Raw genomic sequence first — 22,707 nt, forward strand, 5'->3', positions numbered from 1 at the left:
CGGGGAGCGCACGCCGCCGCGCCTTCCGGCCGGGCGCGCGGCGCCGTTCATGCCTGCTCAGGAGAGCTGATCCTTGGACCTTCTGCCCGATCCGTTCCGTACCATCCTCGCCTTCGTGGTGGTGCTCGGCGTGCTGGTGTTCGTCCACGAGCTCGGCCACTACCTCGCGGCGCGCTGGCGCGGCGTGCATGTGGAGGCGTTCTCGATCGGCTTCGGGCGCCCGCTCTGGTCGTGGACCGACCGGCGCGGCACGAACTGGCGCGTCGGCTGGATCCCACTCGGCGGCTACGTGAAGCTGCACGGGCAGGAGCATCCGGGCGAGGCGCCGCCCGAGCAGCGCGCGCGCTACCGCCGCGGCGAGACCTTCCACGAGAAGCCGGTGGGCGACCGCGCGATCGTCGTCGCGGCCGGCCCGCTCGCCAATTTCCTCCTCGCGGCGGTGCTGTTCGCCGCCCTGTTCGGCACCGTCGGCGTGCCCAGGACCAGCACGGCCGTCGGCGGCGTCGTCGAGGGCTCGGCCGCCGAGCGCGCCGGCCTGCGGCCGGGCGACCGCGTCCTCGCGCTCGACTCGACGCCGGTGAACCGCTTCGAGGAGCTGCAGCGCTACGTGCAGGCGCGGCCGGGCGTGCCGATCGAGATCCGCGTCCGCCGTGGCGAGCAGGAACTGACGCTGCGCGCGGTGCCGGAGCCGGCGGGCGCGGCCGCCGCTCCGGGCGGCGCCCGCGGCGGGATCGGGGTGCTCGGCATCCGCGGCGGAGCGGTGGTCTATGAGCGGCTCGGGCCGCTGGAGGCGATCTGGACCGGCGCGGCCCACACCGCCGAGATCACCTGGCAGACCCTGGCGGGCGTCTGGCAGATGATCGCCGGCGAGCGCGGCACCGAGGAGCTGGGCGGGCCGCTCCGCATCGCCCAGCTCTCGGGCCAGGTGGCGGAGATGGGCTGGGCGAGCCTCGTCAGCTTCATCGCCGTGCTGTCGGTCAACCTTGCGCTGATCAACCTGTTCCCGATCCCGCTCCTCGACGGCGGGCACCTCCTGTTCTACGCGGCGGAGGCGCTGCGCGGCCGCCCCTTGCCGCCGCGCGCCCAGGAGATCGGGCTGCGGGCGGGCTTCGCGCTGCTGATCACGCTGTTCCTGTTCGCCACCTGGAACGACCTGGCGCAGTGGGGGGTGTTCCGCTGGATCGCGGGAATCGCCGGCTGACCCCCGGTTGAGAGCCCGCGCCGCGGCGCGGATCGCGGGGACAGGCGAGCGCCCGCGCCCGGACGGGGCGGCCGGTCTCCGGGCGCGGTCCGATCCGGGGCAGGGCCGCCGCGGGGCCGTCGTGCAGGGGGTGGCGGGGCCGCACCGGGCCGGTTAGTGTGCCGCCCCTCCGCAACCCTCGCTTTCGGGTCCGAGTCGCTTGCAAGCCCTGCTCCGCGCGCTCCTGCCGCTCGTCTTCGCCGTCGTCCTGGCCGCCCCCGGGGGGGAGGCGCAGGCGCAGCCGCAGCCGCGCCGGGCGCCGCCGCCCGCCGCCGCCGGCGCCACCGTCCAGGCCATCGAGGTGCGGGGCAACCAGCGGATCGAGGCCGACACGGTGCGCAGCTACATGCTGCTCCAGCCCGGCGACCCGATGGACCAGGAGCGGCTCGACCGGTCGCTGCGCACCCTCTTCGCCACCGGCCTGTTCCGCGACGTCGAGATCACCACCGAGGGCGGCCGCGTGATCGTGCAGGTCGTGGAGAACCCGATCGTCAACCGCGTCGCCTTCGAGGGCAACCGCAAGATCTCCGACGACGTGCTGCGCAACGAGGTGACGCTGCGCCCGCGCGCCGTCTTCACCCCGGCCGCGGCGCAGGCCGACCGCAACCGCATCCTCGAGCTGTACGCCCGGCGCGGCCGCTTCGCCGCCCAGGTGGAGCCGAAGATCATCGAGCTCGACCAGAACCGCGTGGACGTGGTGTTCGAGATCGTCGAGGGAGAGGCGGCGCTGGTCGCGCGCATCAACTTCGTCGGCAACCGCGCCTTCTCCGACAGCCGCCTGAAGGAGATCATCGCAACGCGCGAGGCGGCCTGGTACCGCCCCTTCAGCACCGCCGACACCTACGATCCGGAGCGGCTGAACTTCGACCGCGAGCTGCTGCGCCGCTACTACCTGCGCAACGGCTACGCCGACGTGCAGGTGACCGGCGCCACCGCCGAGCTGGCGCCGGACCGCTCCGGCTTCTTCATCACCTACACGATCGAGGAGGGACCGCGCTACCGGGTCGGCAGGGTCGATCTGGTCTCCCGGCTGCGCAACTTCGATCCCGCGACGGTGCGCGGCGAGGTGCCGATCGAGGAGGGCGACTGGTACGACGGCGACGCGGTCGAGCGCTCCGTCCAGGTGCTGACCGACGCCATCCAGCAGCGCGGCTTCCCCTTCGCCGAGGTCACGCCGCGCATCGAGCGCGACCGCGAGGCGCGGCGTGTCAACCTCACCTTCGAGATCGGCGAGGGACCGCGCGCCTACATCGAACGCATCGAGATCACCGGCAACACCCGGACCCTCGACCGGGTGATCCGGCGCGAGTTCCGGCTCGCCGAGGGCGACCCGTTCATCCCCGCGCAGATCCGCCGCTCCCGCCAGCGGCTGCGGGAGCTCGGCTACTTCTCCTCGGTCGAGATCACGCCGCAGCCGGGCAGCGCGCCGGACCGGGTGATCCTCAACACCGAGGTGACGGAGCGCGCCACCGGCGAGATCTCGCTCGGCGGCGGCTACGCCACCGATGCCGGCTTCCTCGCCGACTTCGGCCTGCGCGAGCGCAACCTGCTCGGCACCGGCGTGGACGGGCGCTTCAACATCACGCTCGCGCAGCGCCGCAGCCAGGTGGATATCTCCGTCACCGACCCGGCCTTCCTCGAGCGCAACCTCGCGGCCGGCTTCGACCTGTTCGCCATCCAGCGCAACCTGCTCACCATCGCCTCCTACGAGGAGCGGCGCTACGGCGGCGCGCTGCGGATCGGCTACGAGTTCAACGAGTACCTGCGCCAGTCCTGGGCCTACACGCTGGTCGAGCGCAACGTGTACAACGTCCAGCCCGACGCCAGCCGCTTCATCCAGGAGCAGCGCGGCAAGACCCTGCTCTCGCAGATCGGCCAGACCATCACCTACGACCGGCGCGACAGCCGCATCGACCCGCACTCGGGCTACGTGGTGCGGCTCGGCACCGACGTCGCCGGCCTCGGCGGCGATGTCGCCTACGTCCGCGCCCGGCTCGACGGCGCCTACTACATCCCGCTGGAGCGCTTCTTCGGCAACCCGGACTACGTCCTCGCGATCTCGGCCGGCGTCGGCATCCTCAAGCCCTTCGGCTCGCGCGAGGACCGAATCGTGGACCGATTCTTCCTCGGCGGCGAGAACCTGCGCGGCTTCGCGATCGGCGGCGCCGGCCCGCGCGACGTCCTCACCGGCGACACGCTGGGCGGCCGCTTCATCTGGACCCAGAGCACGGAGTTCCGCTTCCCGCTGCCGTTGCCGCAGGAGCTCGGCCTCTCGGGCCGCGCCTTCGTGGACGTCGGCTCGCTCTCGGGGCTGCCCTCCGCGACCAGCGGCCCGACCGTGCGCGACGAGGCGACGCCGAGGGTCGGCGCCGGCATCGGCGTCTCCTGGCGCAGCCCCTTCGGGGTGATCAACATCGACCTCGCCCAGGCCGTGGTGAAGCGGCCCTACGACCAGACGCAGGTCTTCCGCCTCGGCTTCGGCACTCGATTCTAGCACCAGCCAGGATAGCGCCCATGTCGTTCCGCGTTCCTTTCGTCTGCCGCGCCGCGGCGGGTTCCAAGGGCCTCGCGCCGCAGCGCGGCGGCCGCCGTCGCCGGCTTGCCGGCCTCGCAGCGGCGGCGCTGCTGCTCGGCGGGGGCGCCGGGGTTGCCCCGGTTCAGGTCCTGGCGCAGCAGGCGCAGCCCGAATGGTTCGTCCCCGGCGGCCAGCAGCGGCCGGGCCAGGGCGCGGCGACGCCGCAGCAGCGTGCGCCCCAGCAGCGGCCGGCGCAGCAGCGCCCGGCGCAGGCGCGGGTGGACGCGCCGGCGCCGCTGCCGCCCGGCCAGTCGCCGCCGGCGCCGGTGATCGGGCTCGTCAACGTGCCGGAGGTGCTGCGTGTCTCCATCGCCCATACCCAGGTGCGCGAGGAGATCGAACGGCGGCGCGCCAAGCTCAACGAGGACCTGCAGCGCGAGCAGCAGCGCTGGCGCGAGGAGCAGCAGCGCCTTGGGGCCGAGCGCGCCGCCCTCTCGCCCGAGCAGCTCCGCGCCCGCGAGCGCGAGCTCCAGGACCGCGTGACGGACGCGCAGCGCATCTTCCGGGACCGCCAGCGCGCCATCGAGGAGGCGGCGCAGCAGGCCCTTGCCGAGGTCGAGCAGGCGCTGGTCGTGGTCATCACGCAGGTGGCGGAGAGCCGGCATGTCAACCTCGTGCTGCCGGCGCCCGTGGTGATCTACAACCAGCCGCAGTTCGACCTGACCGCCGAGGTCGCCGCCCAGCTCAACCAGCGGCTGCGCAGTGTGGACATCCCGCCGGAGGAGACGGGGGAGGCGGCCTCCTCCGGCCAAGCGCAGCCGCAGCAGCGGCCGGCGGCCCAGCAGCGTCCGGCGCAGCAGCCGCGCCGGAACTGAAGGGCGCCGGGGCGCCTGCCGTGCCGGCCGATCCGCGCTTCCATCCCCGCTCGGGTCCGTTCAGCCTCGCGGCGGTCGCCAGGGCCGCGGGAGGCGTGGTGGCGGCGGCGCCGGCGGCGGCCGATCCGGAGCGTCGCCTGTTCTCCGGTGTCGCGCCGCTGCAATCGGCCGGTCCGGACGAGGTGAGCTTCCTCGACAACCGCCGCTACCTGGAGGCGCTGCGCGCCACGCGCGCCGGGGCGGTGATCCTGCAGCCGGATCTGGTGGGCCAGGTGCCGCCCGGGACGATCGCCATCGCCACCGACGCCCCGTATCTCGGCTATGCGCGGGTGGCGGCGCTGTTCCATCCGGCGCCGCCGCCCACGCCCGGCATCCACCCTACCGCGGTCGTCGCCCCCGACGCCGATATCGGCGAGGGCTGCGAGATCGGCCCCTACGCCGTGATCGGCGCCGGGGCGCGGATCGGGCCGGGCTGCGTGATCGGGCCGCACGCCGTCGTCGGCCCGGGCGTGGTGCTCGGCGCTGGGTGCCGGATCCATGCCCATGCCTCGATCACCCACTGCCTGGCCGGCGACCGCGTGGTGCTGCACCCCGGGGCGCGGGTGGGGAACGAGGGCTTCGGCTTCGCCACCACCGCGGAGGGCGCGCATGTCACGGTGCCCCAGCTCGGCCGGGTGATCCTGGGCGACGGCGTGGAGATCGGGGCCAACAGCACGGTGGACCGCGGTTCCGGCCACGACACCGTGCTCGGCCCGGGCACTCGGCTCGACAACCTGGTGCAGATCGGGCACAACGTCCGCACCGGGCGGGGGTGCGTGATCGTGGCGCAGGCCGGCGTCTCGGGCTCCACCACGCTCGGGGATTTCGTGATCGTTGCGGCGCAGGCCGGGCTGACGGGCCATCTCACGATCGGGCCGCGGGCGCGCATCGGGGCGCAGGCCGGCGTGATCAACGACGTGCCGGCCGGCACCGACGTCCTCGGCAGTCCGGCCTGGCCGGTGCGGGAGTTCTGGCGCGCCGTCGCGCGGCTGCGGCAGCTCGCCGCGCGCGGCGGGGACGGCAAGGGCCGCGTCGCGCGCAAGGCGGCCGCCGGCCGCGCCGGGGAGGACACGGGCTGAACGGCATGGACGACGCAATGCACGCGGACGCGGCGCCGGCGGCGGCGGGCGCCACCCTGGAATCCTGGGACGTCGCCCGCATCATGCGGGCGATCCCGCACCGCTACCCCTTCCTCCTCGTGGACCGGGTGGTCGAGGTCCAGCGCGGCGTCTCGGCCGTCGGCATCAAGAACGTCTCGATCAACGAGCACTACTTCCAGGGCCATTTCCCCGCCATGGCGGTGATGCCCGGCGTGCTCATCATCGAGAGCATGGCCCAGACCGCGGCCGTGCTGGTGGTCGCCACGCTGGGGCCGGAGGCGGAAGGGAAGCTCGTGTATTTCATGACCGTGGAGAACGCGAAGTTCCGCAAGCCCGTCGTGCCGGGCGACCAGATGCGCGTGCACGTGCGCAAGGAGCGCCACCGCGTCAACATCTGGAAATTCTCGGCCGAGGCGAAGGTGGACGGCAAGGTCGTCGCCGAGGCCACCTATTCGGCGATGATCCTGGACCGCTGAGCGTGGACGACGCCCGCATCCCGCCCGTCGCCGCGCCGGCCGAGATCCACCCCAGCGCCAGCATCGCCCCCGGCGCCGCGATCGGCCGCGGCTGCCGCATCGGCCCGGGCTGCGTCGTCGGCCCCGATGTCACGCTCGAGGAGGGAGTCGAGCTCGTCGCCCATGTCGTGGTGGACGGCATCACCCGCATCGGCGCCGGCGCCCGCGTCTTTCCCTTCGCCAGCATCGGCCTGCCGCCGCAGGACCTGAAGTACAAGGGCGAGCCGACCCGCTGCGAGATCGGCCCCCGCACCCTGGTGCGCGAGCACGCGACGATCCACCGCGGCAGCGTCGGCGGCGCCGGCGTCACGCGCATCGGCGCCGACTGCATGATCATGGCGGTCGCGCATGTCGCCCACGACTGCGTGCTCGGCGACCGCGTGATCCTCGCCAACAACGTCATGCTGGGCGGGCATGTCGAGATCGGCGACACGGTGTTCGTCGGCGGCGGCACCGCGATCCACCAGTTCGTGCGCATCGGCCGCCAGGCCGTGATCGGCGGGATGAGCGGGGTCGAGGCCGATGTCATCCCGTTCGGCTCGGCGATGGGCAACCGCGCGCGCCTGGTCGGCCTCAACCTGATCGGCCTCAAGCGCCGCGGCTTCCCGCGCGCGCAGATCCACGCCCTGCGCGCCGCCTTCCGCATGCTGTTCCGCGACCCCGGCCTCTTCGCCGAGCGCCAGGCGGCGGTCGAGGCGCAATTCGCCGGCGATCCCAACGTCGCCGAGATGCTCGCCTTCATCCGCGCTCCCTCCCGCCGCGGGCTGGTGCGGGTCGGCCGCGCCATGCCCGACGAGGAGGCGGGCGAGGAGGCCGAGGGATGAGCGGCGCCACCGCGCCGGACCGCGCGGCGTCCGCCTCGCCCGGCGGCGCCCGCGCCGGCGCGGCCGGGGAGGGCCCGCTCGGCATCGTCGCCGGCGGCGGCGAGCTGCCGGTGCGCGTCGCCAGGGCGGCCCGCGCCGCCGGGCGCGAGGTGTTCGTGATCGTGATCGGCGGCCACGGCGACCCCGAGCCCTTCGGCAGCATCCCGAAGGTCACGCTGCGCCTCGGCGCCGCCGGGCAGATGATCGAGCTCCTGCGCGCGCGCGGCGTGCGCCAGCTCGTGCTCGCGGGGCGCGTCGCGCGGCCCTCGCTCGCGGCGCTGCGCCCGGACGCGGCCGGCCTGCGGCTGCTCGCCCGCATCGGCGCCAGGGCCTTCGGCGGCGACGACACGCTGCTCTCGGCGGTGATCCGCGTGCTCGGCGAGGAGGGGTTCGAGGTGGTCGGCGCGCAGGCCTTCCTCGACGACCTGTTCGCCCCGGCCGGGCTGCTGACCAGGCACGCCCCCGACGCGCAGGCGATGGCCGACATCCGGCGCGGCGTCGCCGTCGTGCGCGCCCTCGGCGCCGTGGATGTCGGCCAGGCGGCCGTCGTGCAGCAGGGCCTCGTGCTCGGCGTCGAGGCGATCGAGGGCACCGACGCGCTGATCCGGCGCTGCCGCGACCTGGCGCGCGAGGGCGCGGGCGGCGTGCTGGTGAAGCTGGTCAAGCCCGGGCAGAGCCGCCTCGTGGACCTGCCGACGGTCGGGCTCGCCACGGTGGAGGAGGCGGCGATGGCCGGGCTGCGCGGCATCGCCGTGGAGGCCGGCGGCACCATCATCCTGGACCGCGCCGCGGTCGTCGCGGCGGCGGAGGAGGCGGGCCTGTTCCTGATCGCGATCAATCCGGAGGATCCCGCCATGAAGGAGGAGAGCACGCCATGAGCGAGACGGCGACCGGCGGCGGCCGCTTCCTGCACACCATGATCCGGGTCGGCAACCTCGACCGCAGCGTCGACTTCTACACGCGCCTGCTCGGCATGAAGGAGCTGCGCCGGCGCGACGTGCCGGAGGGCAGGTACACGCTGGCCTTCGTCGGCTACGGCGACGAGGCGTCGAACACGGTGCTCGAGCTGACCTACAACTACGGCGTCGAGAAGTACGAGATGGGCACCGCCTTCGGCCACCTCGCGATCGGCGTGCCCGACGTGAAGGCGACCTGCGAGCGCCTGCGCGCCGCCGGCGTGAAGATCACCCGCGAGCCGGGGCCGGTGAAGTTCGGCACCACGGTGATCGCCTTCATCGAGGACCCGGACGGCTACAAGATCGAGCTGATCGAGCGGCCGTAGCGCGCCCACCGCCCGGTGCCCGCGCCCGACCCGCTCGGCTTCCTCAGCGATGCGCTCGCCGGGGCGGAGGAGGCGGCGCGCGCGCTGCTCGGGCAGGAGCGGGTGCGACTCGCGGTCACCGGCCTGTCGCGCGCGGGCAAGACGGTCTTCCTCACCTCGCTCGTCGCCAACCTGCTCGCTGCCGGCGCCGGGCTCAGCACCCTGCCGGCGCTGGAGGCGGCGGCGGCCGGGCGGCTCCGGCGCGTGCGCCTGCTGCCGGCGGGGGTGGAAGCGGTGCCGCGCTTCGACCCCGAGGCGCATCTCGCCGCGCTCGCCGCCGACCCGCCGCGCTGGCCGGCGCGCACCGAGGACCTCTCCACCCTCGCGCTGACGCTGGAGCTCGACCGCCGCTCCTGGCTCGGCAGCGTGTTCGGCGCGCGCCGCGTCACGCTCGAGCTGCTCGACTACCCGGGCGAGTGGCTGCTCGACCTGCCGATGCTGCGCCAGTCCTACGCCGAATGGTCGGCGGCGACCCTGGCGCGCCTGCGGCGCGGCGCGCGCGCGGCGGCGTTCGGCCCGTTCCTCGCGTTCGTGGACGCCCTGCCGGCGGCGGCGCCGGCCGAGGACGCGCTGTCGCGCCGCGGCTTCGCCCTCTACCGCGAGGGCCTGCGCGCGGCGCGCGACACGCACGGGCTGCGGCTGCTGCAGCCCGGGCGCTTCCTCAACCCCGGCCCGCGCGGCGAGGCGCCGCTGATGTGGTTCTTCCCGCTGCCGCACCCGGAGGGCGGCGGCCTCGCCGAGCTCTGCGCCCGGCGCTACGCGGCCTATCTCGCCGACCAGCGCTCCGTCTTCCTCGAGCCCTTCTTCCGCCGCTTCGGCCGCCAGGCGGTGCTGGTGGACGTGCTCGCCGCGCTGCACCAGGGCGAGGAGGCGTTCGACGACACCGCGGCGGCGCTGGCGGAGATCACCGCCGCGCTGCGCTACGGCGGCTCGCTGCTCGACCGGCTGACCGGCCAGGGGGTGCGCCGCGTCGCCTTCGTCGCCACCAAGGCGGATCACGTCCCGGAGCGCCAGCGCGCGGCGCTGACCGCGCTGCTCGAGGACCTCGTCCAGGCGCCGCGCGAGCGCGCCCTGGCGGCGGGGGCGGAGACGGGCGTGCACGCGCTGGCCGCGATCCGCTGCACCGAGGACGACACGGCGATCGTGGACGGCCGCCCGGTCGAGGCGGTGCGCGGCGTGCTGCTCGAGAGCGGGCGCGTCGCCAGGGTCTATCCCGGCGAGGTGCCGCCGCGCCGGCCGGGGCCGGAGTTCTGGCGGCACGGCCGGCGGTTCGCGATGCCGGACTTCCAGCCGCCGCGTCTCGATCCGCACGGCGCGGCGGGCGTGCCGCATCTCGGCCTCGACACGCTGCTGGCCTGGCTGATCGGAGACCTGCTGTGAGCGCGCCGGGCACGCCGCCGCCGCGCGAACCGCGCGTGATCCTGGAGGAGGGCGAGGCGCCCCCGCCGCGATCGGCCGCTCCCGCCCCGCGCGACCGCGAGACGCCGCCGGCGCCGCGGCTCGATTTCGGCTGGGAGCGCGCCGTGGCGCAGGGGAGCGCGGCACGTCCTCGCCCGGCCGGCGGCTGGTCCTCGCTCGGCCTGCTCGGCGCCGGCGCGGCGGTGCTGGTGCTCGGGCTCTCGGCGCTGGAGGCGGCGAATTTCGTCGCCGCGCAATTCGCGCGCGCGACCTGGCTCGGCGTGCTCACCCTCGGCGTCGCCGGGGCCGGCTACGGGCTGATCGGCGCCGCGCTGTGGCGCGAGGCGCGCGGCCTTGCGGCCTTGCGCAGCGTGGACCGCGCGCGCGCCGCCTTCGCCCGCGGCGACCATGCGACGGCGCGCGCGGAGGCGCTGCGCTGGGCGGCGGAAGTGCCCGCCGCGCAGTCGGTCCTGCCCGCGCTGCGGGCCGCCAACGATCCCGACAGCCTGCGCGCGATCCTGGAGGCGGGGCCGCTCGCCGCGCTGGAGGCGCAGGCGCAGGCGCTGGGGCGCGCGGCGGCGCTGCAGGCCTTCGCGGTGACGGCGATCAGCCCCTCGGCGGGGTTCGACGCGCTGGTCTTCGCCTCGCGCGGCGTGCGGCTGGTGCGCCAGGTCGCAGCGCTGCACGGGCTGCGGCCCGGCCTCGCCGGCACCCTCGCGCTGCTGCGCCGCACCCTGCTCGATGCCGCGACGGTCGCCGCGACCGACGTCGCGGTGGACACGGCGGCGCGCGCGCTGCTGACCAATCCGCTGCTCGAGAAGATCGCCGGCGAGGCGGCGGCCGGCGCGGTCGCGGCGCGGCGCATGCTGCGGCTTGCGCGCGCCGCCTCGGAGGCGTGCCGGATTGTGCCGCGGCGCTGACGCGTGCGCGTGCGCTACTCCACCCCGATCCCGACCCGCGCCACGATCTCCCGCCACTGCGCGATCTCGCGCAGGATCCGATCGGCGTAGTCCTCCGGGCTGCCGGCGACGACGCTGTAGCCGAGCTCCTCCAGCCGCGCCCGGATGGCCGGCTCGCGCGCTGGCGCGATCAGCACGGCGTTGAGCCTCCGCGCGATCTCCGTCGGCACGCCGGCGGGCGCGATGAAGCCCCACCACCCCACCAGGTCCACGGCGGGCAGGCCGGACTCGGCCATGGTCGGCACGCCGGGCAGTTGCGGGCTGCGCGTCGCCGAGGTGATGGCGAGCGGCCGCAGCCGCCCGGCCTGCACGTGGCCGAAGGCGGAGGAGATGGCGACGGGCCCGTAGGGCACCTCTCCCGCCACCGGCCCGGCGAGCTGCGGTCCGCCGCCGCGATACCCGACCAGGTTGAACTCCAGCCCCGTGGCGAGCTGGAGCTGCACCGCCGCGAGATGCGTCGGCGTGGCGATGCCGCCGTGCGAGACGGCGAGGCTGCCGGGCCGCGCCCACGCCTCCGCCAGCACTTCCGCCACGCTGCGGGCGGGCGCGGAGGGGTGCGCGAGCAGCAGCAGCGGCGCGGTGACGGCGAGGCCGAGCGCCGCCAGATGCTTCTCGGTGTCGTAGGGCAGGCGCTCGCGGAACAGCGCCGGGTTGACCACGGGCGCGTTGTCGGCGGTGCCGATCGTGTAGCCGTCCGGCGGCGCCGTCGCCACCGCCTGCGTCCCGGGGATGGAGGCGCCGCCGCCGCGGTTCTCCACCAGGAAGGACTGTCCGGTGAGCTCCGTCGCCCGCTGCGCGAGGATGCGCGCGACGATGTCGCTGCTGCCGCCCGGCCCGTAGGGGACGACGATGCGCACGGAGCGCTCGGGGAAGGCGCGCTGGGCGCGCGCGGCGCGCCGGCAGGGCGGCCGCCGCGGCCAGGGCGGCGGCGAGAAGGGCGCTGCGGCGTCGCATCATCGGCGGTGCTCCTCACCCCTCCAGCCGCACATTGGCCGCCCGCGCCACCTCGCGCCACTTCGCGATCTCGCTGCGGATGAAGGCGGCGTATTCCTCCGGCGTCGTCGGCTGCGGGATGGTGACCATCTCCGTCATGCGCGCGACCACCGCGGGCTCGCGCAGGATCGCCACCACCTCGGCGTTGATCCGGCGCACGATCTCGGGCGGCGTCGCCGCCGGCGCGACCAGGCCGGTCCAGCCCACCGATTCGTAGCCCGGCGCCAGCGTTTCGGCGAGCGTCGGCACGTCCGCAAGCTGCGGCACGCGCCGCGCGGTGGTGACGGCGAGCGGCCGCGCGCGGTCGGCGCGGATGTGCGGCAGCGCGCTCGCGACGCTGTCGAACATCACCGGCACGTTGCCGGCGACGAGGTCGGTCACCGCCGGTCCGCTGCCGCGGTAGTGCACGATGTTGAAGCGCAGGCCCGTGCGCAGCATCAGCAGCTCCGCCGACAGGTGCTGCGCGGTGGCGGGCCCGGCGGAGGCGACGTCGATCGCGCCGGGCCGCGCCCGCGCCTGCGCGGCGAGCTCCCCGATCGTCCGCGCCGCGAAGGCGGGGTGGCAGATGACGATGAGCGGCACGATGGCGATGCCGCTGATCGCGGCGAAATCCTTCTCCGCGTCGTAGGGCAGGCGCGGCAGCACGCTCGGATTGATGCCGAAGGTGCCGGAGGTGGCGGTGGTGAGGGTGTAGCCGTCCGGCGCCGCGCGCGCGCCGGCCTCCACGCCCGGGGCGCCGGCGCCGCCGCCGCGGTTCTCGACCACGACGCGCTGCGGCCAGCGCTTCGACAGCTCGTCGGCGACGAGGCGCGTGAGCAGGTCGGCCGCCTGCCCGGGCGGAAAGGGGACGATGATGCGGACCGGCCGGCTCGGATAGTCGGACTGTGCGCGGGCGAGGCGCGGCGCGGCGAGCGCGGCGGCGGTCGCCGCCAGCGCGGCGCGGCGGGTCGGCGTGGGGGCCATGACGTTTTCCTCCCGGTCGCTTCGGCGTCTCTCGATTCGGGGTTGCGCCGGCCACGATAGGAGGGGCGCGCACGGAACGGAAAGGGTGCCGCCCGCGCGGGCCGCCGGTGCGGCGGTGACACCGGCCGGACGGGACCTGGCGCGCACGCCGCGCGACGGCCGCGCGGGGCGGCCCGGATCGGCGTCACGGAAGCGTGATGCCGGTTTCCTTTCGCCCCTGAATGGCAAGTTGCGATGCGTTCCTCTCTCCGTCAGAGTCGCACACGTCGGCTCGGGGTGCGACATGTCGGCAAGCGCAACGGCTTCGCGCGCGCCGATGGGGGGGCATTCGGTCCGCACCCATCTGGTGCTGCTTCTGTTCGGCGTGCTGCTGCCGGTGCTGGCGTTCTCGGGCATCGCCGTCTGGCGCTTTGCCGAGGCGGAACAGGGCCGCATCGTCGCGCAGGCGAGGGACGCGGCGCGCGACGTCGCGGCGGCGGTCGAACGCGACATCGCCGAGATCCTCACCATGGCGCGCGTGCTCGCGGCCTCCGAGGCGCTCGAGGCCGGCGACCTCGAGACCTTCCGCCGCCAAGCCGCCGCCGCCGCCAGGGTCCTCGGCGCCACGGTGACTCTGCACGGCCCCGCGCTCCGGCCGCGGGTTGCCCTCGCCATCCCGCGGGGCGGCGGGGGGCCGCCTGCCGGCGCCGGCCTCGCGCAGGGGGACGCGGAAGCGGCGGGGAGCGGCCAGCCGGTCGTCTCCGACCTGCATCGCGACCTGGTCGCGGGGCAACCCGGCTTCGCCGTCGTGCTGCCCGTGGCGGTGGGAGCGCGGGGGGACGGGAAGGCGCACTTCCTGGCCGTCTCCTTCCCGGTCGCGCGCGTGCAGCGTCTCCTGCAGGGCCTGAATCCCGCGCTGCCCCCCGGCGCGGTGGCCGGCGTCGTGGACCGGCGCGGCGCCTACGTCGCGCGGACGCGCGATGCGGACCGCATGATCGGCGAGCGGTCGCTCCTGCTCGCCGACGCGATCCTCGACCGGTCCGACGAGAGCGGCGTCGCCTCCGGCGCGGGGCGCGACGGCGTCCCGTCGCTCGTCGCCTACCGCCGCCTGCGCTCCTCGGGCTGGATGGTCGCCGTCAGCGTGCCCGAGGCGGCGCTGCGGGCGCCGTTGCAGCGCGCGCTTGCGATCCTCGGCGCCCTTGGCGCCGCGGCGGTCGCGCTCGGCCTGCTCGCGGCGCTGCTGGTCGGCCGGCGCCTGACCGGCGCGTTCCGCGCCCTCTCCGGCGCGGCCGACGCGCTGCGCACCGATGCGCCCGTGCCTCGCCTGGCGACGCCGCTGCGGGAGGCGAACGAGATCGGCGCCGCGCTCGCCGACGCCGCCGCGGAGCTGCGCGCGCGCCAGGCGGAACGCGCCGCCGCTACCGCCGCGCTGCGCCTCACCGGCGAGCGCTTCCGCGTCGCGCTGCTGCACGCGCCCATCATCGTGTACGCCTGCGACCGCGAGCTGCGCTACACCTGGATCGCCAACCCGCGCGGCGAGTACGACGTGGCCGCGCTGCTCGGTCGCCGCGACGAGGAGCTGGACTTCGGCTACCCGGACGAGCTCTCGGCGCTCGCGGCGTTCAAGCGCGGCGTGATCGAGGCGGGCCGCGGCGCTCGCGCCGACTTCACCTTCACCACGCGCGACGGGCGGCCCGGGCACTACGACGTCACGGCCGAGCCGCTGTGCGACGCCACCGGCGCGGTCGTCGGCGCGACCGTCGCCATGGTGGACGTGACCGACCGGGTCCGCGACGCGGCGGCGCTGCGCCGGCAGGAGGCCCATCTGCGCCTGCTCATCGAGGAGCTGAACCACCGGGTCAAGAACACGCTGGCCGCGGTGCTCGCGATCGCCGTGCAGACGCTGCGCCATGCCGCGGACACGGAGGAGGCGCGGCGGGTCCTGCAGGACCGCCTGCTCGCGCTCGCGGCGGCGCACGACGTCCTGACGCGCACCTGCTGGGAGGGCGCGGCGCTCGAGGAGCTGATCCGCGCCGCGCTGGCGCCGCTGCGTCCCGCCGATCCCGCCCGCCTGCGGATCGCGGGCCCGGAGGTCTGGCTCCCGCCGCGCGCGGCGCTCACGCTCACCCTGGCGTTCCACGAACTGGCGACCAACGCGGCCAAGTACGGCGCCTTCGCTTCCGAGTCCGGGCGCGTCACGGTGGCCTGGTCGCTCGATCCGGAGGGCCGGCTGCGCATCCGCTGGTCGGAGACCGGCGGCCCCCCGGTCGCGCCGCCGGCCCGGCGCGGCTTCGGCTCGCGCCTGATCGAGCGCAGCTTGGCGCACGACCTCGGCGGGCAGGCGCGCATCGAATTCCCGCCTGCCGGCGCGGTCTGCACCATCGAGGCGCCGCTGCCGCTGCCCGGTGCCGCCGCGCCTCCCCTGCCGGGCGCGCCGGCGGCGAACCAGGACCACGCGGTGGCGCCGGCAGCGGCCCGGACGGCGGCATAGAGCCGTTGCCGCTCGGCCGTGCGCGCGGCAACGGCTGCGGCGCGCCGTCTGCCGGGCGGATTCCCGCTCCCGGCCGGTTCCGGCCGTCCGCGATCCGCTCCGGGCGCGCCCCGGCGCCCGCCGCCGGGGACGCGCCTCAGGCCGGTCCGGGCACGGCGCCGCCTTCCGCCGCCGCCAGGATGCGCCGCATCGCCTCGGCCCGGCCGAGCGCGTGGAGCACCGCGTCAATGGGCGGGCTCTGCGTGCTGCCGGTCAGCGCCGCGCGCAGCGGCTGGGCGATTTCGCCGAGCCTGAGGCCCTTCACCTCCGCATAGTCGCGCAGCCAGGCCTCGAGATCCTTGCGCTCCCACGGCGCGTCGTTGAGGAACACCGCGAGGTCGGCGAGCCGCGCGCGCGCCTCCGGCGTCAGCAGCGCGGCGGCCTTCGGCTCCATCGGCGGGGCGCCTTCGGTGACGAGGAACACGGCGCTGCCCGCCAGCTCCTCCAGCGTCTTCGCCCGCAGCTTCAGCTCCGGCATCAGCAGCCGCACGCGCTCCGCGTCCTCGGCGCCGAACAGCACGCCCCGCCTGGCGAAGCGCTCCAGCACCTCGCGCACCAGCCGCTCGTCGTCGGCCTGGCGGAGATAGAGGGCGTTGAGGTGCGTCAGTTTGGCGTAGTCCATGCGGCTCGGGCTGCGGCCGACATCGGCGAGGTCGAAGAGGCGGATCGCGCGCTCGCGCGGCACCACCTCCTCGTCGCCGTGGCCCCAGCCGAGGCGCAGCAGGTAGTTGCACACCGCCTCCGGCAGGTAGCCCTGCTCGCGGAACTCGAGCACGCTGACCGCGCCGTGGCGCTTGGAGAGCTTGGTGCCGTCCGGGCCGTGGATCAGCGGCAGATGGGCGAAGTGGGGGCGGTGCCAGCCCATCGCGTCGTAGATCTGGCACTGCCGGAAGGTGTTGGTGAGGTGGTCGTCGCCGCGGATCACGTGGGTGATGCCCATGTCGTGGTCGTCCACCACCACCGCGTGCAGGTAGGTCGGCGTGCCGTCCGAGCGCAGGATGATCATGTCGTCGAGCTCGGCGTTGGCGACGCGCACCTCGCCCTGCACCAGGTCCCTGACCACCGTCTCGCCCTCGCGCGGCGCCTTGAGGCGGATGGCGGGCTTCACCCCGGGCGGCGCCTCCGCCGGGTCGCGGTCGCGCCAGCGCCCGTCGTAGCGCGGCGGGCGCCCCTCGGCGATCGCCCGCTCGCGCATCTGCTGCAGCTCCTCCGGCGTGTCGTAGGCGAGGTAGGCCTTGCCCATGGCGAGCAGGGCGTGGGCGACCTCGGCGTGGCGCGCCGTGCGGGTGCTCTGGAACACCGGCGGCTCGTCGGGGGAGAGGTCGAGCCATTCCAGGCTCTCGAGGATCTGCCGGACCGCTTCCGGCGTGCTGCGCTGGCGATCGGTGTCCTCGATGCGCAGCAGGTACTGCCCGCCGTGGCGCCGCGCGAACAGGTAGTTGAAGTAGGCGGTGCGCGCGCCGCCGATGTGCAGGAAGCCGGTGGGGGAGGGGGCGAAGCGCGTGCGGACGGTCATGCTCGGCGAATCCCGGAAAGGGTCGCTCCTCTAGCCCGGCCGGGCGCGCAGGTCACGTCGCAAGCATGGCGCGGCGGATGGGGCGGGCGGCGGCGGAGGCCGCGAGGGGGAGACTTCCCTCCCGGCTTTTGCGCGCGCAAGTTGTGGGCATGTCCGGCGTCGGCACGCTCGCGCGGGGGCCGGGCGCTCCTCCGGCAGGGGCGGGCGCGGGGAGCCCCGCGCGGTTCGGCGCGCCGCTGCCGCTCCGGCGCCCGGCCGCCGCCCTCTCCGACCGGCTCGCGGCGGAGCGTGGCCGGCTCGCGCTGTGGCTGCCGGTCGCGCTGGGGGCGGGCATCCTCCTGTATTTCGGCCTCCGCAGCGAGCCGTCGCCGGCCTGGCGGTGGCTGCCGCTGCCGCCGCTGGCCGGCGCGCTGCTGCTCGCCGCGCGCCGGCCGCATCTCGCCTGGGGCGTGGGGCTTCTGGCCGCGGCGGCGCGAGGCGGCGCCGGCCCCGCCCGGCCCGCGGCGCGCCTGTCCCCGCCGCTCGCCGTCCCGGCCCGTGCCGTGGTCGTCGCCGGCATCGTCGAATCGGTCGCCCTGCTGCCGCAGGGCCGCCGCGTCACGCTGGCCGAGGCGCGCCTCCTGGCGGAGGCGGCGGAAGCGGACGCGGCGCAGCGGGCGAGCAGCGAGGCGGCGCCGCCCCTGCCGCGGCTGGTCCGCGTGCGGCTGCGGAGCGACGACCCGGCCCGGCCGATGCCGGGCGATCGCGTGACGGTGCGCGCCCTGCTGCGCCCGCCGGCCGCTCCCGCCTATCCGGGGGCCTGGGATTTCCAGCGGGCGGCGTTCTTCTCCGGCCTCGGCGCCAGCGGCTTCGCGCTCGGCCCGGCGAGCGTGGAGCCCGGCGCGGGGAGGGCGCCGCCGCTCGCCGCCCTGCGCGCCCGCATCGAGGCCCGCGCCGTCGCCGCCATCCCCGGCGAGGCCGGCGCGGTCGCGGCGGCGCTGCTCACCGGCGGGCAGAGCGCGATCCCGCCGACGGCGCTGGCGGCGATGCGCGATTCGGGGCTGGCGCATCTGCTCTCCGTCTCCGGCCTGCATCTCGCGATCGTGATGGGCGTGGCCTTCGCCGTCGTGCGGCTGTTCGCGGCGGCGCTGCCGGCGGCGCTGGCGCTGCGTATCTCCGCGAAGGGCTGCGCGGCGGTGGCGGCGCTCGCGGCGGGCGGGTTCTACATGATCCTCGCCGGCGCCGAGGTGCCGATGCGGCGCAGCTTCGCCATGGCGGCGCTGGTCACGCTCGGCATCCTGCTCGGCCGGCGGGCGCTGTCGCTGCGCGGGCTCGCGCTCGCGGCGGCGGCGCTGCTGCTGCTCGACCCCGTGCAGCTGCTCGGGCCGAGCTTCCAGATGAGCTTCGCCGCCGTGCTGGCGCTGGTCGCCGGCTGGGAATGGGTGCGCCCGCGGCTCGCGGCGGCGCGGCTTGCGCGGGCGGAGAGCGGGTGGGCCGGGCGCCTGGCGGGGCGGGCGCTGGTGTGGCTGGCGGGCGGGGTGGCGACGAGCCTGCTCGCGGGCGCGGCAACGACGCCCTTCGGCCTGCATCACTTCGGGCGGCTGCAGCTCTACGGCGTCGCCGCGAACGCGGTGGCGGTGCCGCTCACCTCGGTGCTGGTGATGCCGGCCGGGATGGCGGCCGTGGCGCTGATGCCCTTCGGGCTCGAGGGCCTCGCGCTGGCGCCGATGGGCTGGGGCGTGGAGGCGATCCTCGCCGTCGCGCGCACGGTGGCGTCCTGGCCGGGCGCGGCGCTGGCCCTGCCGCCGCTGCCCGCCTGGGGGCTGGCGGCGACGGCGTTCGGGATGGTCTGGCTCTGCCTCTGGCGGACCGGCTGGCGGGCGCTGGGGGTGCCGGCGATCGTCCTGGGCCTTTCGTCCGGAGCCTTCGAGCGACCGCCCGACCTGCTGGTTTCCGCCGATGCGCGGCTGATCGCGCTGCGCGTCGCCGGGGACGGCGGCGGGGCCTTCGTCCAGCGCCTCGCCGGCGGCTCCGCCTTCACGCGCGACGCGATGCTGCGGGCCTGGGGGGTGGAGGGCGGCGCGCAGGCACAGCCCTTCCCGGAGTCGGGCGAGGCCGCGGGCGGCGCGATCCGCTGCACGCCTGCGGCCTGCCTGCTGCGGCCACGCGAAGGGACGGCAGACGCCTTGCTGGTGCGCGCCGCCCCCCGCGGCCCGCAGGAGAACGCGCGGCACGCGCTGCTGGAGGAGGCCTGCGCCGGCGGCGCGGCGGTGGTGGTCGCGGCCGAGCCGCTGCGGATGCGCTGCCGCGGCGCGGCGGTGATCGACCGCTTCCGCGTCTGGCGCGACGGCCCGCATGCGGTCTGGCTGGAGCGCGACGGGGCACGGGTGGTCTCCGACCGTGCCTTCCGCGGCGCGCGGCCCTGGGTGCCGCCGCCGCCGCGCCCGCGCGCGCCGGCCGAGCCCCCGGCGCCGACCGAGTAGCGGGAGCGGCGGGCGGCCAGGGCCCGCCGGGCTCAGTACCGCCGCAGCAGCGCGACCAGCCGGCCCTGCACCTTCACCCGGTCGGGCCCGAAGATCCGCGTCTCGTAGCGCGGATTGGCTGCTTCCAGCGCGATCGAATTGCCGCGCCGGCGCAGGCGCTTCAGCGTGACCTCGTTGTCGTCCACCAGCGCGACGACGATGGCGCCGTTCTCCGCCGTGTCGCCGCGGCGGATGATGACGATGTCGCCGTCGAGGATGCCGGCCTCGACCATCGAGTCGCCCGCGACCTCGAGCGCGTAGTGCTCGCCGCTGCCGAGCAGCGCGGCGGGGACCTCGACGCTCGCGCCGGAATCGCGCAGCGCCTCGATCGGCTGGCCGGCGGCGATGCGGCCGTAGAGCGGCAGGTGCACCGCCGCCGCCTCGTTCGCCGCCTTGGCGACGCCGCTGAGCTGCGGGGCGAAGCGGCCGTGGATGACGTTCGGCGCGAAGGCGCCGCCCGCCGGGTTCGCCTCCGCCGGCGCGGGCAGGGTGGCCGCGGCCGGCAGCGGGGCGGGGCGCGGCGCCACGTGGTCCGGCAGGCGGATCACCTCGAGCGCGCGGGCGCGGTGGGCGCGGCGGCGCAGGAAGCCGCGCTCCTCGAGCGCCGTGATCAGGCGGTGGATGCCCGATTTCGAGCGCAGCTTCAGCGCGTCCTTCATCTCCTCGAAGGAGGGGGAGAAGCCGGTCGTGCGCAGGTGGCGGTCGATGAACATCAGCAGCTCGAGCTGCTTGCGCGTGAGCATGCGCGGACTCCTCCTCTCCCGCCGCTTCCCGAGACGCCCGGAGAATCCGTCGGGGAACAAACCGGCAACCGCAGCTTGTTCTAGATAGGTTCGCGGCCCGCCGTCAAACGGTTTCTTTCGGCGCGCGTATCAAAGGCCCAATTCGCCCAGCACGATCACCTCGACCGGCGCTCCGGCCGGCAGGGCGGGGGCGTGCGGCGCCCGCAGGATCAGCGCGTCCGCCCGCGCGAGTGTGGCCAACATCGAACTGTCCTGCACCGGGAACGGCGTGGCGACCGGCGGCCCGCCCGCCTCGGCCGGCTCCTCCAGCCGGGCGCGCAGGAAGTCCTGCCGCCGGTCGTTCGCGGCGAGCGCCGCCCCCGCAACGGCGCGGCGCGTGCGCGGCGGCTCGCCGGGCAGGCCGGAGAGGCGCGCGAGCGCGGGCAGCAGGAACATCACGCCGCAGACCAGCGCGCTCACCGGGTTGCCCGGCAGGCCGAGCACCGGCGTCTGGCCGAGCCGGCCGAAGATCAGCGGCTTGCCCGGCCGCATCGCGATCTTCCAGAAGTCGAGCGCGAAGCCTTCCGGCCCCAGCGCCTGCTGCACCAGGTCGTGGTCGCCGACGCTCGCCCCGCCCGTGGTGACGAGGAGGTCGCAGCCGCGCGCGGCGCGGGCGGCGGCGGCGATGGCGGCGGCGTCGTCCGGCACGATCGGCAGCACGATCGGCACGCCGCCCGCCGCGCGCACCAGCGCGGCGAGGGCGTGGGTGTTGGAGCTGACGATGCCGCCCGGCGGGATCGGGTCGCCGGGCAGCGCGATCTCGTCGCCGGTGGCGAGCAGGCCGACGCGCGGCGCGCGGTACACCGCGAGCCAGGCGTGGTTGGAGGCGGCGGCGAGGCCGATGTCGCGCGCCGTCAGGCGCCGCCCCGCCGGGATCACCGCCTCGCCCTCGGCAAAGTCGAGGCCGCGCCGGCGCACCCAGCGGCCGGGGCGCACCGTCTCCTTCACCAGCACGGTGCCGTCGGCGCCGGCCTCGGCGTCCTCCTGCAGCAGGACCGAATCGGCGCCGGCAGGGAGGACGCCGCCGGTGAAGATCCGCACCGCCTCGCCGGGACCGACCGTCCCCGCGAAGGGATGGCCGGCGGGCGCGATGCCGATCACGCGCAGCCGCGCGCCCTCCTGCGCGTCGGCCGCGCGCACCGCGTAGCCGTCCATCGCCGAGACGTCGGCCGGCGGCTGGGTCAGGCGCGCGACGACCGGCTCCGCCGTCACGCGTCCCCAGGCCTCGGGCAGCGCCACCGTCTCCGGCGCGGTCGGCGTCAGCGCAGCAAGGATGCGGGCGCGGGCCTCCTCGACCGAGAGCATGTCATTCCGCCTCGTAGGTGCCGGACTTGCCGCCGGACTTGCGCACCAGGCGCACCGCCTCGATGCGCATGCCGCGGTCCACCGCCTTGCACATGTCATAGACGGTGAGGGCGGCGACCGTCACCGCGGTCAGCGCCTCCATCTCCACCCCGGTCTGCCCGGCCACCTTCACCGTCGCCTCGATCTCGACCGCGTCCGGCGGCGCCGGCGTGAGGTCCACGGCGACCCGCGCGAGCATCAGCGGGTGGCAGAGCGGGATCAGCTCGCTGGTGCGCTTGGCCGCCATGATGCCGGCGATGCGCGCGACGCCGAGCACGTCGCCCTTGCCCATCGCGCCTTCCTGGATGCGCGCGAGCGTCGCCGGCGCCATCACCACGCGCCCGCGCGCCACCGCGACGCGCTCCGTCGCCGGCTTGGCCGAGACGTCCACCATGGCGGCGCGGCCGGCCGCGTCGAAATGCGTCAGCCGCCGGTCCCCGTCCTCGCTCACGCCGCGGCGCCGCTCAGAGCGCCTCCACCAGCGCCCGCGTCGCCGCCGTCACGTCCGCCTGGCGCATCAGGTACTCGCCCACCAGCAGACAGCGCGCGCCGACCGCGGCCATGCGGCGCACGTCCTCGGGCGAGCGGATGCCGCTCTCGGCGACCGGGATGCGGTCGGCGGGCACCAGCGGCGCCAGGCGCTCGGTGACGGCGAGATCGGTCGTCAGGCGGCGGAGGTCGCGGTTGTTGATACCGATCAGCCGCGTCTCGAGGCCGAGCGCGCGCTCGAGCTCGCGCTCGTCATGCACCTCCGCGAGCACCGCCATGTCGAGCGAGCGCGCCACGTCCTCGAGCTCCGTCGCCTGGTCGTCGGACAGCGCCGCCATGATCAGCAGGATGCAGTCCGCGCCCATGGCGCGGCTCTCGAACACCTGCCAGGGGTGGACCATGAAGTCCTTGCGCAGCACCGGGAGCGAGCAGGCGGCGCGGGCGGCCACGAGGTGCTCCGGATCGCCCTGGAAATGGGGCGCATCGGTCAGCACCGAGAGGCAGCAGGCGCCGCCCGCCTCGTAGGCGCGGGCCAGCGCGGCCGGATCGAACGGGTCGCGGATCAGTCCGCCGGAGGGCGAGGCGCGCTTGATCTCGGCGATCAGCCCGACCCGCCCTTCCGCGAGCCGGGCGCAGAGCGCGCCGGTGAAGTCGCGCGGCGCCTCGGCGGCGGCGGCGCGGCTCTCCATCTCGGCGAGGGGGACGACGGCCGAGCGTTCGCGCACCTCCTCGTACTTGTCGGCGAGGATGCGCGCCAGGGTATCGGGCATGGTCTTGCGCTCATT

Annotated in this window: 19 protein-coding genes; 12 read left to right on the forward strand and 7 right to left on the reverse strand. The window is 75.9% G+C overall.

The annotated features are described in order from the left end of the window. Positions 1–73: 73 nt before the first annotated feature. From rseP to K1J50_RS19550, 10 genes are all read left to right on the forward strand, one after another. The gene (gene rseP / locus K1J50_RS07435; protein WP_220117076.1) at positions 74–1,201 is read left to right on the forward strand and encodes an RIP metalloprotease RseP; all 1,128 of its coding nucleotides are present in this window, start codon (positions 74–76) and stop codon (positions 1,199–1,201) included. Between the two features lie 199 nt (positions 1,202–1,400). Further along, the gene (gene bamA, locus K1J50_RS07440; protein WP_255575030.1) at positions 1,401–3,734 is read left to right on the forward strand and encodes an outer membrane protein assembly factor BamA; all 2,334 of its coding nucleotides are present in this window, start codon (positions 1,401–1,403) and stop codon (positions 3,732–3,734) included. 20 nt (positions 3,735–3,754) lie between these two features. Further along, on the forward strand, positions 3,755–4,630 hold the full coding sequence (locus tag K1J50_RS07445) for an OmpH family outer membrane protein (protein WP_220117077.1): 876 nt from the start codon (positions 3,755–3,757) through the stop codon (positions 4,628–4,630). A 20-nt stretch (positions 4,631–4,650) separates the two neighbouring features. Continuing rightward, the gene (gene lpxD, locus K1J50_RS07450) at positions 4,651–5,748 is read left to right on the forward strand and encodes a UDP-3-O-(3-hydroxymyristoyl)glucosamine N-acyltransferase (RefSeq protein ID WP_220117078.1); all 1,098 of its coding nucleotides are present in this window, start codon (positions 4,651–4,653) and stop codon (positions 5,746–5,748) included. A gap of 5 nt (positions 5,749–5,753) precedes the next feature. Next, positions 5,754–6,245, forward strand: a complete 492-nt coding sequence (fabZ, locus tag K1J50_RS07455; RefSeq protein WP_220117079.1) for a 3-hydroxyacyl-ACP dehydratase FabZ — start codon at positions 5,754–5,756, stop codon at positions 6,243–6,245. Between the two features lie 2 nt (positions 6,246–6,247). Continuing rightward, positions 6,248–7,108 (forward strand): acyl-ACP--UDP-N-acetylglucosamine O-acyltransferase, encoded by an 861-nt coding sequence (gene lpxA, locus K1J50_RS07460; protein ID WP_369413543.1) that lies wholly within the window; start codon positions 6,248–6,250, stop codon positions 7,106–7,108. Further along, the gene (locus tag K1J50_RS07465) at positions 7,105–8,025 is read left to right on the forward strand and encodes an LpxI family protein (RefSeq protein WP_220117080.1); all 921 of its coding nucleotides are present in this window, start codon (positions 7,105–7,107) and stop codon (positions 8,023–8,025) included. The genes lpxA and K1J50_RS07465 overlap by 4 nt, the downstream gene beginning before the upstream one ends. Then, a complete protein-coding gene (gene gloA, locus K1J50_RS07470) occupies positions 8,022–8,429 on the forward strand; it encodes a lactoylglutathione lyase (protein WP_220117081.1) in 408 nt (135 codons plus the stop codon). The genes K1J50_RS07465 and gloA overlap by 4 nt, the downstream gene beginning before the upstream one ends. A gap of 15 nt (positions 8,430–8,444) precedes the next feature. Continuing rightward, a complete protein-coding gene (locus K1J50_RS07475; RefSeq protein WP_220117082.1) occupies positions 8,445–9,848 on the forward strand; it encodes a YcjX family protein in 1,404 nt (467 codons plus the stop codon). Beyond that, positions 9,845–10,786 (forward strand): DUF697 domain-containing protein, encoded by a 942-nt coding sequence (locus K1J50_RS19550; protein ID WP_220117083.1) that lies wholly within the window; start codon positions 9,845–9,847, stop codon positions 10,784–10,786. Before K1J50_RS07475 ends, K1J50_RS19550 begins: the two co-directional genes overlap by 4 nt. A 14-nt stretch (positions 10,787–10,800) precedes the next feature. Here the strand turns inward: K1J50_RS19550 and K1J50_RS07485 are convergent, their stop codons facing one another. Then, positions 10,801–11,682, reverse strand: a complete 882-nt coding sequence (locus K1J50_RS07485; RefSeq protein WP_220117084.1) for a Bug family tripartite tricarboxylate transporter substrate binding protein — start codon at positions 11,680–11,682, stop codon at positions 10,801–10,803. Between the two features lie 112 nt (positions 11,683–11,794). Beyond that, positions 11,795–12,781 carry a Bug family tripartite tricarboxylate transporter substrate binding protein gene (locus K1J50_RS07490; protein ID WP_220117085.1) on the reverse strand — a complete coding sequence of 329 codons (987 nt, stop codon included), beginning with the start codon at positions 12,779–12,781 and terminating at the stop codon, positions 11,795–11,797. Positions 12,782–13,097: 316 nt separating this feature from the next. Here K1J50_RS07490 and K1J50_RS07495 point away from each other — a divergent pair, with 316 nt between their 5' ends. Next, positions 13,098–15,251, forward strand: a complete 2,154-nt coding sequence (locus K1J50_RS07495; protein ID WP_220117086.1) for a sensor histidine kinase — start codon at positions 13,098–13,100, stop codon at positions 15,249–15,251. Between the two features lie 136 nt (positions 15,252–15,387). On the opposite strand, the gene gltX is transcribed toward K1J50_RS07495, so the two are convergent. Continuing rightward, a complete protein-coding gene (gltX, locus tag K1J50_RS07500; RefSeq protein ID WP_220117087.1) occupies positions 15,388–16,806 on the reverse strand; it encodes a glutamate--tRNA ligase in 1,419 nt (472 codons plus the stop codon). A 149-nt stretch (positions 16,807–16,955) separates the two neighbouring features. Here gltX and K1J50_RS07505 point away from each other — a divergent pair, with 149 nt between their 5' ends. After that, the gene (locus K1J50_RS07505) at positions 16,956–19,268 is read left to right on the forward strand and encodes a ComEC/Rec2 family competence protein (RefSeq protein WP_220117088.1); all 2,313 of its coding nucleotides are present in this window, start codon (positions 16,956–16,958) and stop codon (positions 19,266–19,268) included. A 32-nt stretch (positions 19,269–19,300) separates the two neighbouring features. On the opposite strand, the gene lexA is transcribed toward K1J50_RS07505, so the two are convergent. The 4 genes from lexA to trpC all read right to left on the reverse strand — a co-directional run bounded on the left by lexA (position 19,301) and on the right by trpC (position 22,692). Beyond that, a complete protein-coding gene (gene lexA / locus K1J50_RS07510; protein WP_220117089.1) occupies positions 19,301–20,050 on the reverse strand; it encodes a transcriptional repressor LexA in 750 nt (249 codons plus the stop codon). Positions 20,051–20,179: 129 nt separating this feature from the next. After that, on the reverse strand, positions 20,180–21,394 hold the full coding sequence (locus K1J50_RS07515) for a molybdopterin molybdotransferase MoeA (protein WP_220117090.1): 1,215 nt from the start codon (positions 21,392–21,394) through the stop codon (positions 20,180–20,182). Between the two features lies 1 nt (position 21,395). Continuing rightward, positions 21,396–21,884 carry a cyclic pyranopterin monophosphate synthase MoaC gene (moaC, locus tag K1J50_RS07520; RefSeq protein WP_369413544.1) on the reverse strand — a complete coding sequence of 163 codons (489 nt, stop codon included), beginning with the start codon at positions 21,882–21,884 and terminating at the stop codon, positions 21,396–21,398. Between the two features lie 13 nt (positions 21,885–21,897). After that, the gene (trpC, locus tag K1J50_RS07525; protein WP_220117091.1) at positions 21,898–22,692 is read right to left on the reverse strand and encodes an indole-3-glycerol phosphate synthase TrpC; all 795 of its coding nucleotides are present in this window, start codon (positions 22,690–22,692) and stop codon (positions 21,898–21,900) included. Positions 22,693–22,707 lie beyond the last annotated feature (15 nt).

The organism is Caldovatus aquaticus, from assembly GCF_019458025.1.
Taxonomy (GTDB): domain Bacteria; phylum Pseudomonadota; class Alphaproteobacteria; order Acetobacterales; family Acetobacteraceae; genus Caldovatus; species Caldovatus aquaticus.

What these genes read in the sequence shown, in the direction of transcription:
- K1J50_RS07465 (WP_220117080.1), top strand. Translation starts at nt 7,105, where the DNA reads ATGAGCGGCGCCACCGCGCCGGACCGCGCGGCGTCCGCCTCGCCCGGC.
- trpC (WP_220117091.1), bottom strand. Translation starts at nt 22,692, where the DNA reads ATGCCCGATACCCTGGCGCGCATCCTCGCCGACAAGTACGAGGAGGTG.
- K1J50_RS07445 (WP_220117077.1), top strand. Translation starts at nt 3,755, where the DNA reads ATGTCGTTCCGCGTTCCTTTCGTCTGCCGCGCCGCGGCGGGTTCCAAG.
- K1J50_RS07505 (WP_220117088.1), top strand. Translation starts at nt 16,956, where the DNA reads ATGTCCGGCGTCGGCACGCTCGCGCGGGGGCCGGGCGCTCCTCCGGCA.
- fabZ (WP_220117079.1), top strand. Translation starts at nt 5,754, where the DNA reads ATGGACGACGCAATGCACGCGGACGCGGCGCCGGCGGCGGCGGGCGCC.
- K1J50_RS07495 (WP_220117086.1), top strand. Translation starts at nt 13,098, where the DNA reads ATGGGGGGGCATTCGGTCCGCACCCATCTGGTGCTGCTTCTGTTCGGC.
- K1J50_RS07490 (WP_220117085.1), bottom strand. Translation starts at nt 12,781, where the DNA reads ATGGCCCCCACGCCGACCCGCCGCGCCGCGCTGGCGGCGACCGCCGCC.
- lexA (WP_220117089.1), bottom strand. Translation starts at nt 20,050, where the DNA reads ATGCTCACGCGCAAGCAGCTCGAGCTGCTGATGTTCATCGACCGCCAC.
- K1J50_RS07515 (WP_220117090.1), bottom strand. Translation starts at nt 21,394, where the DNA reads ATGCTCTCGGTCGAGGAGGCCCGCGCCCGCATCCTTGCTGCGCTGACG.
- gloA (WP_220117081.1), top strand. Translation starts at nt 8,022, where the DNA reads ATGAGCGAGACGGCGACCGGCGGCGGCCGCTTCCTGCACACCATGATC.
- gltX (WP_220117087.1), bottom strand. Translation starts at nt 16,806, where the DNA reads ATGACCGTCCGCACGCGCTTCGCCCCCTCCCCCACCGGCTTCCTGCAC.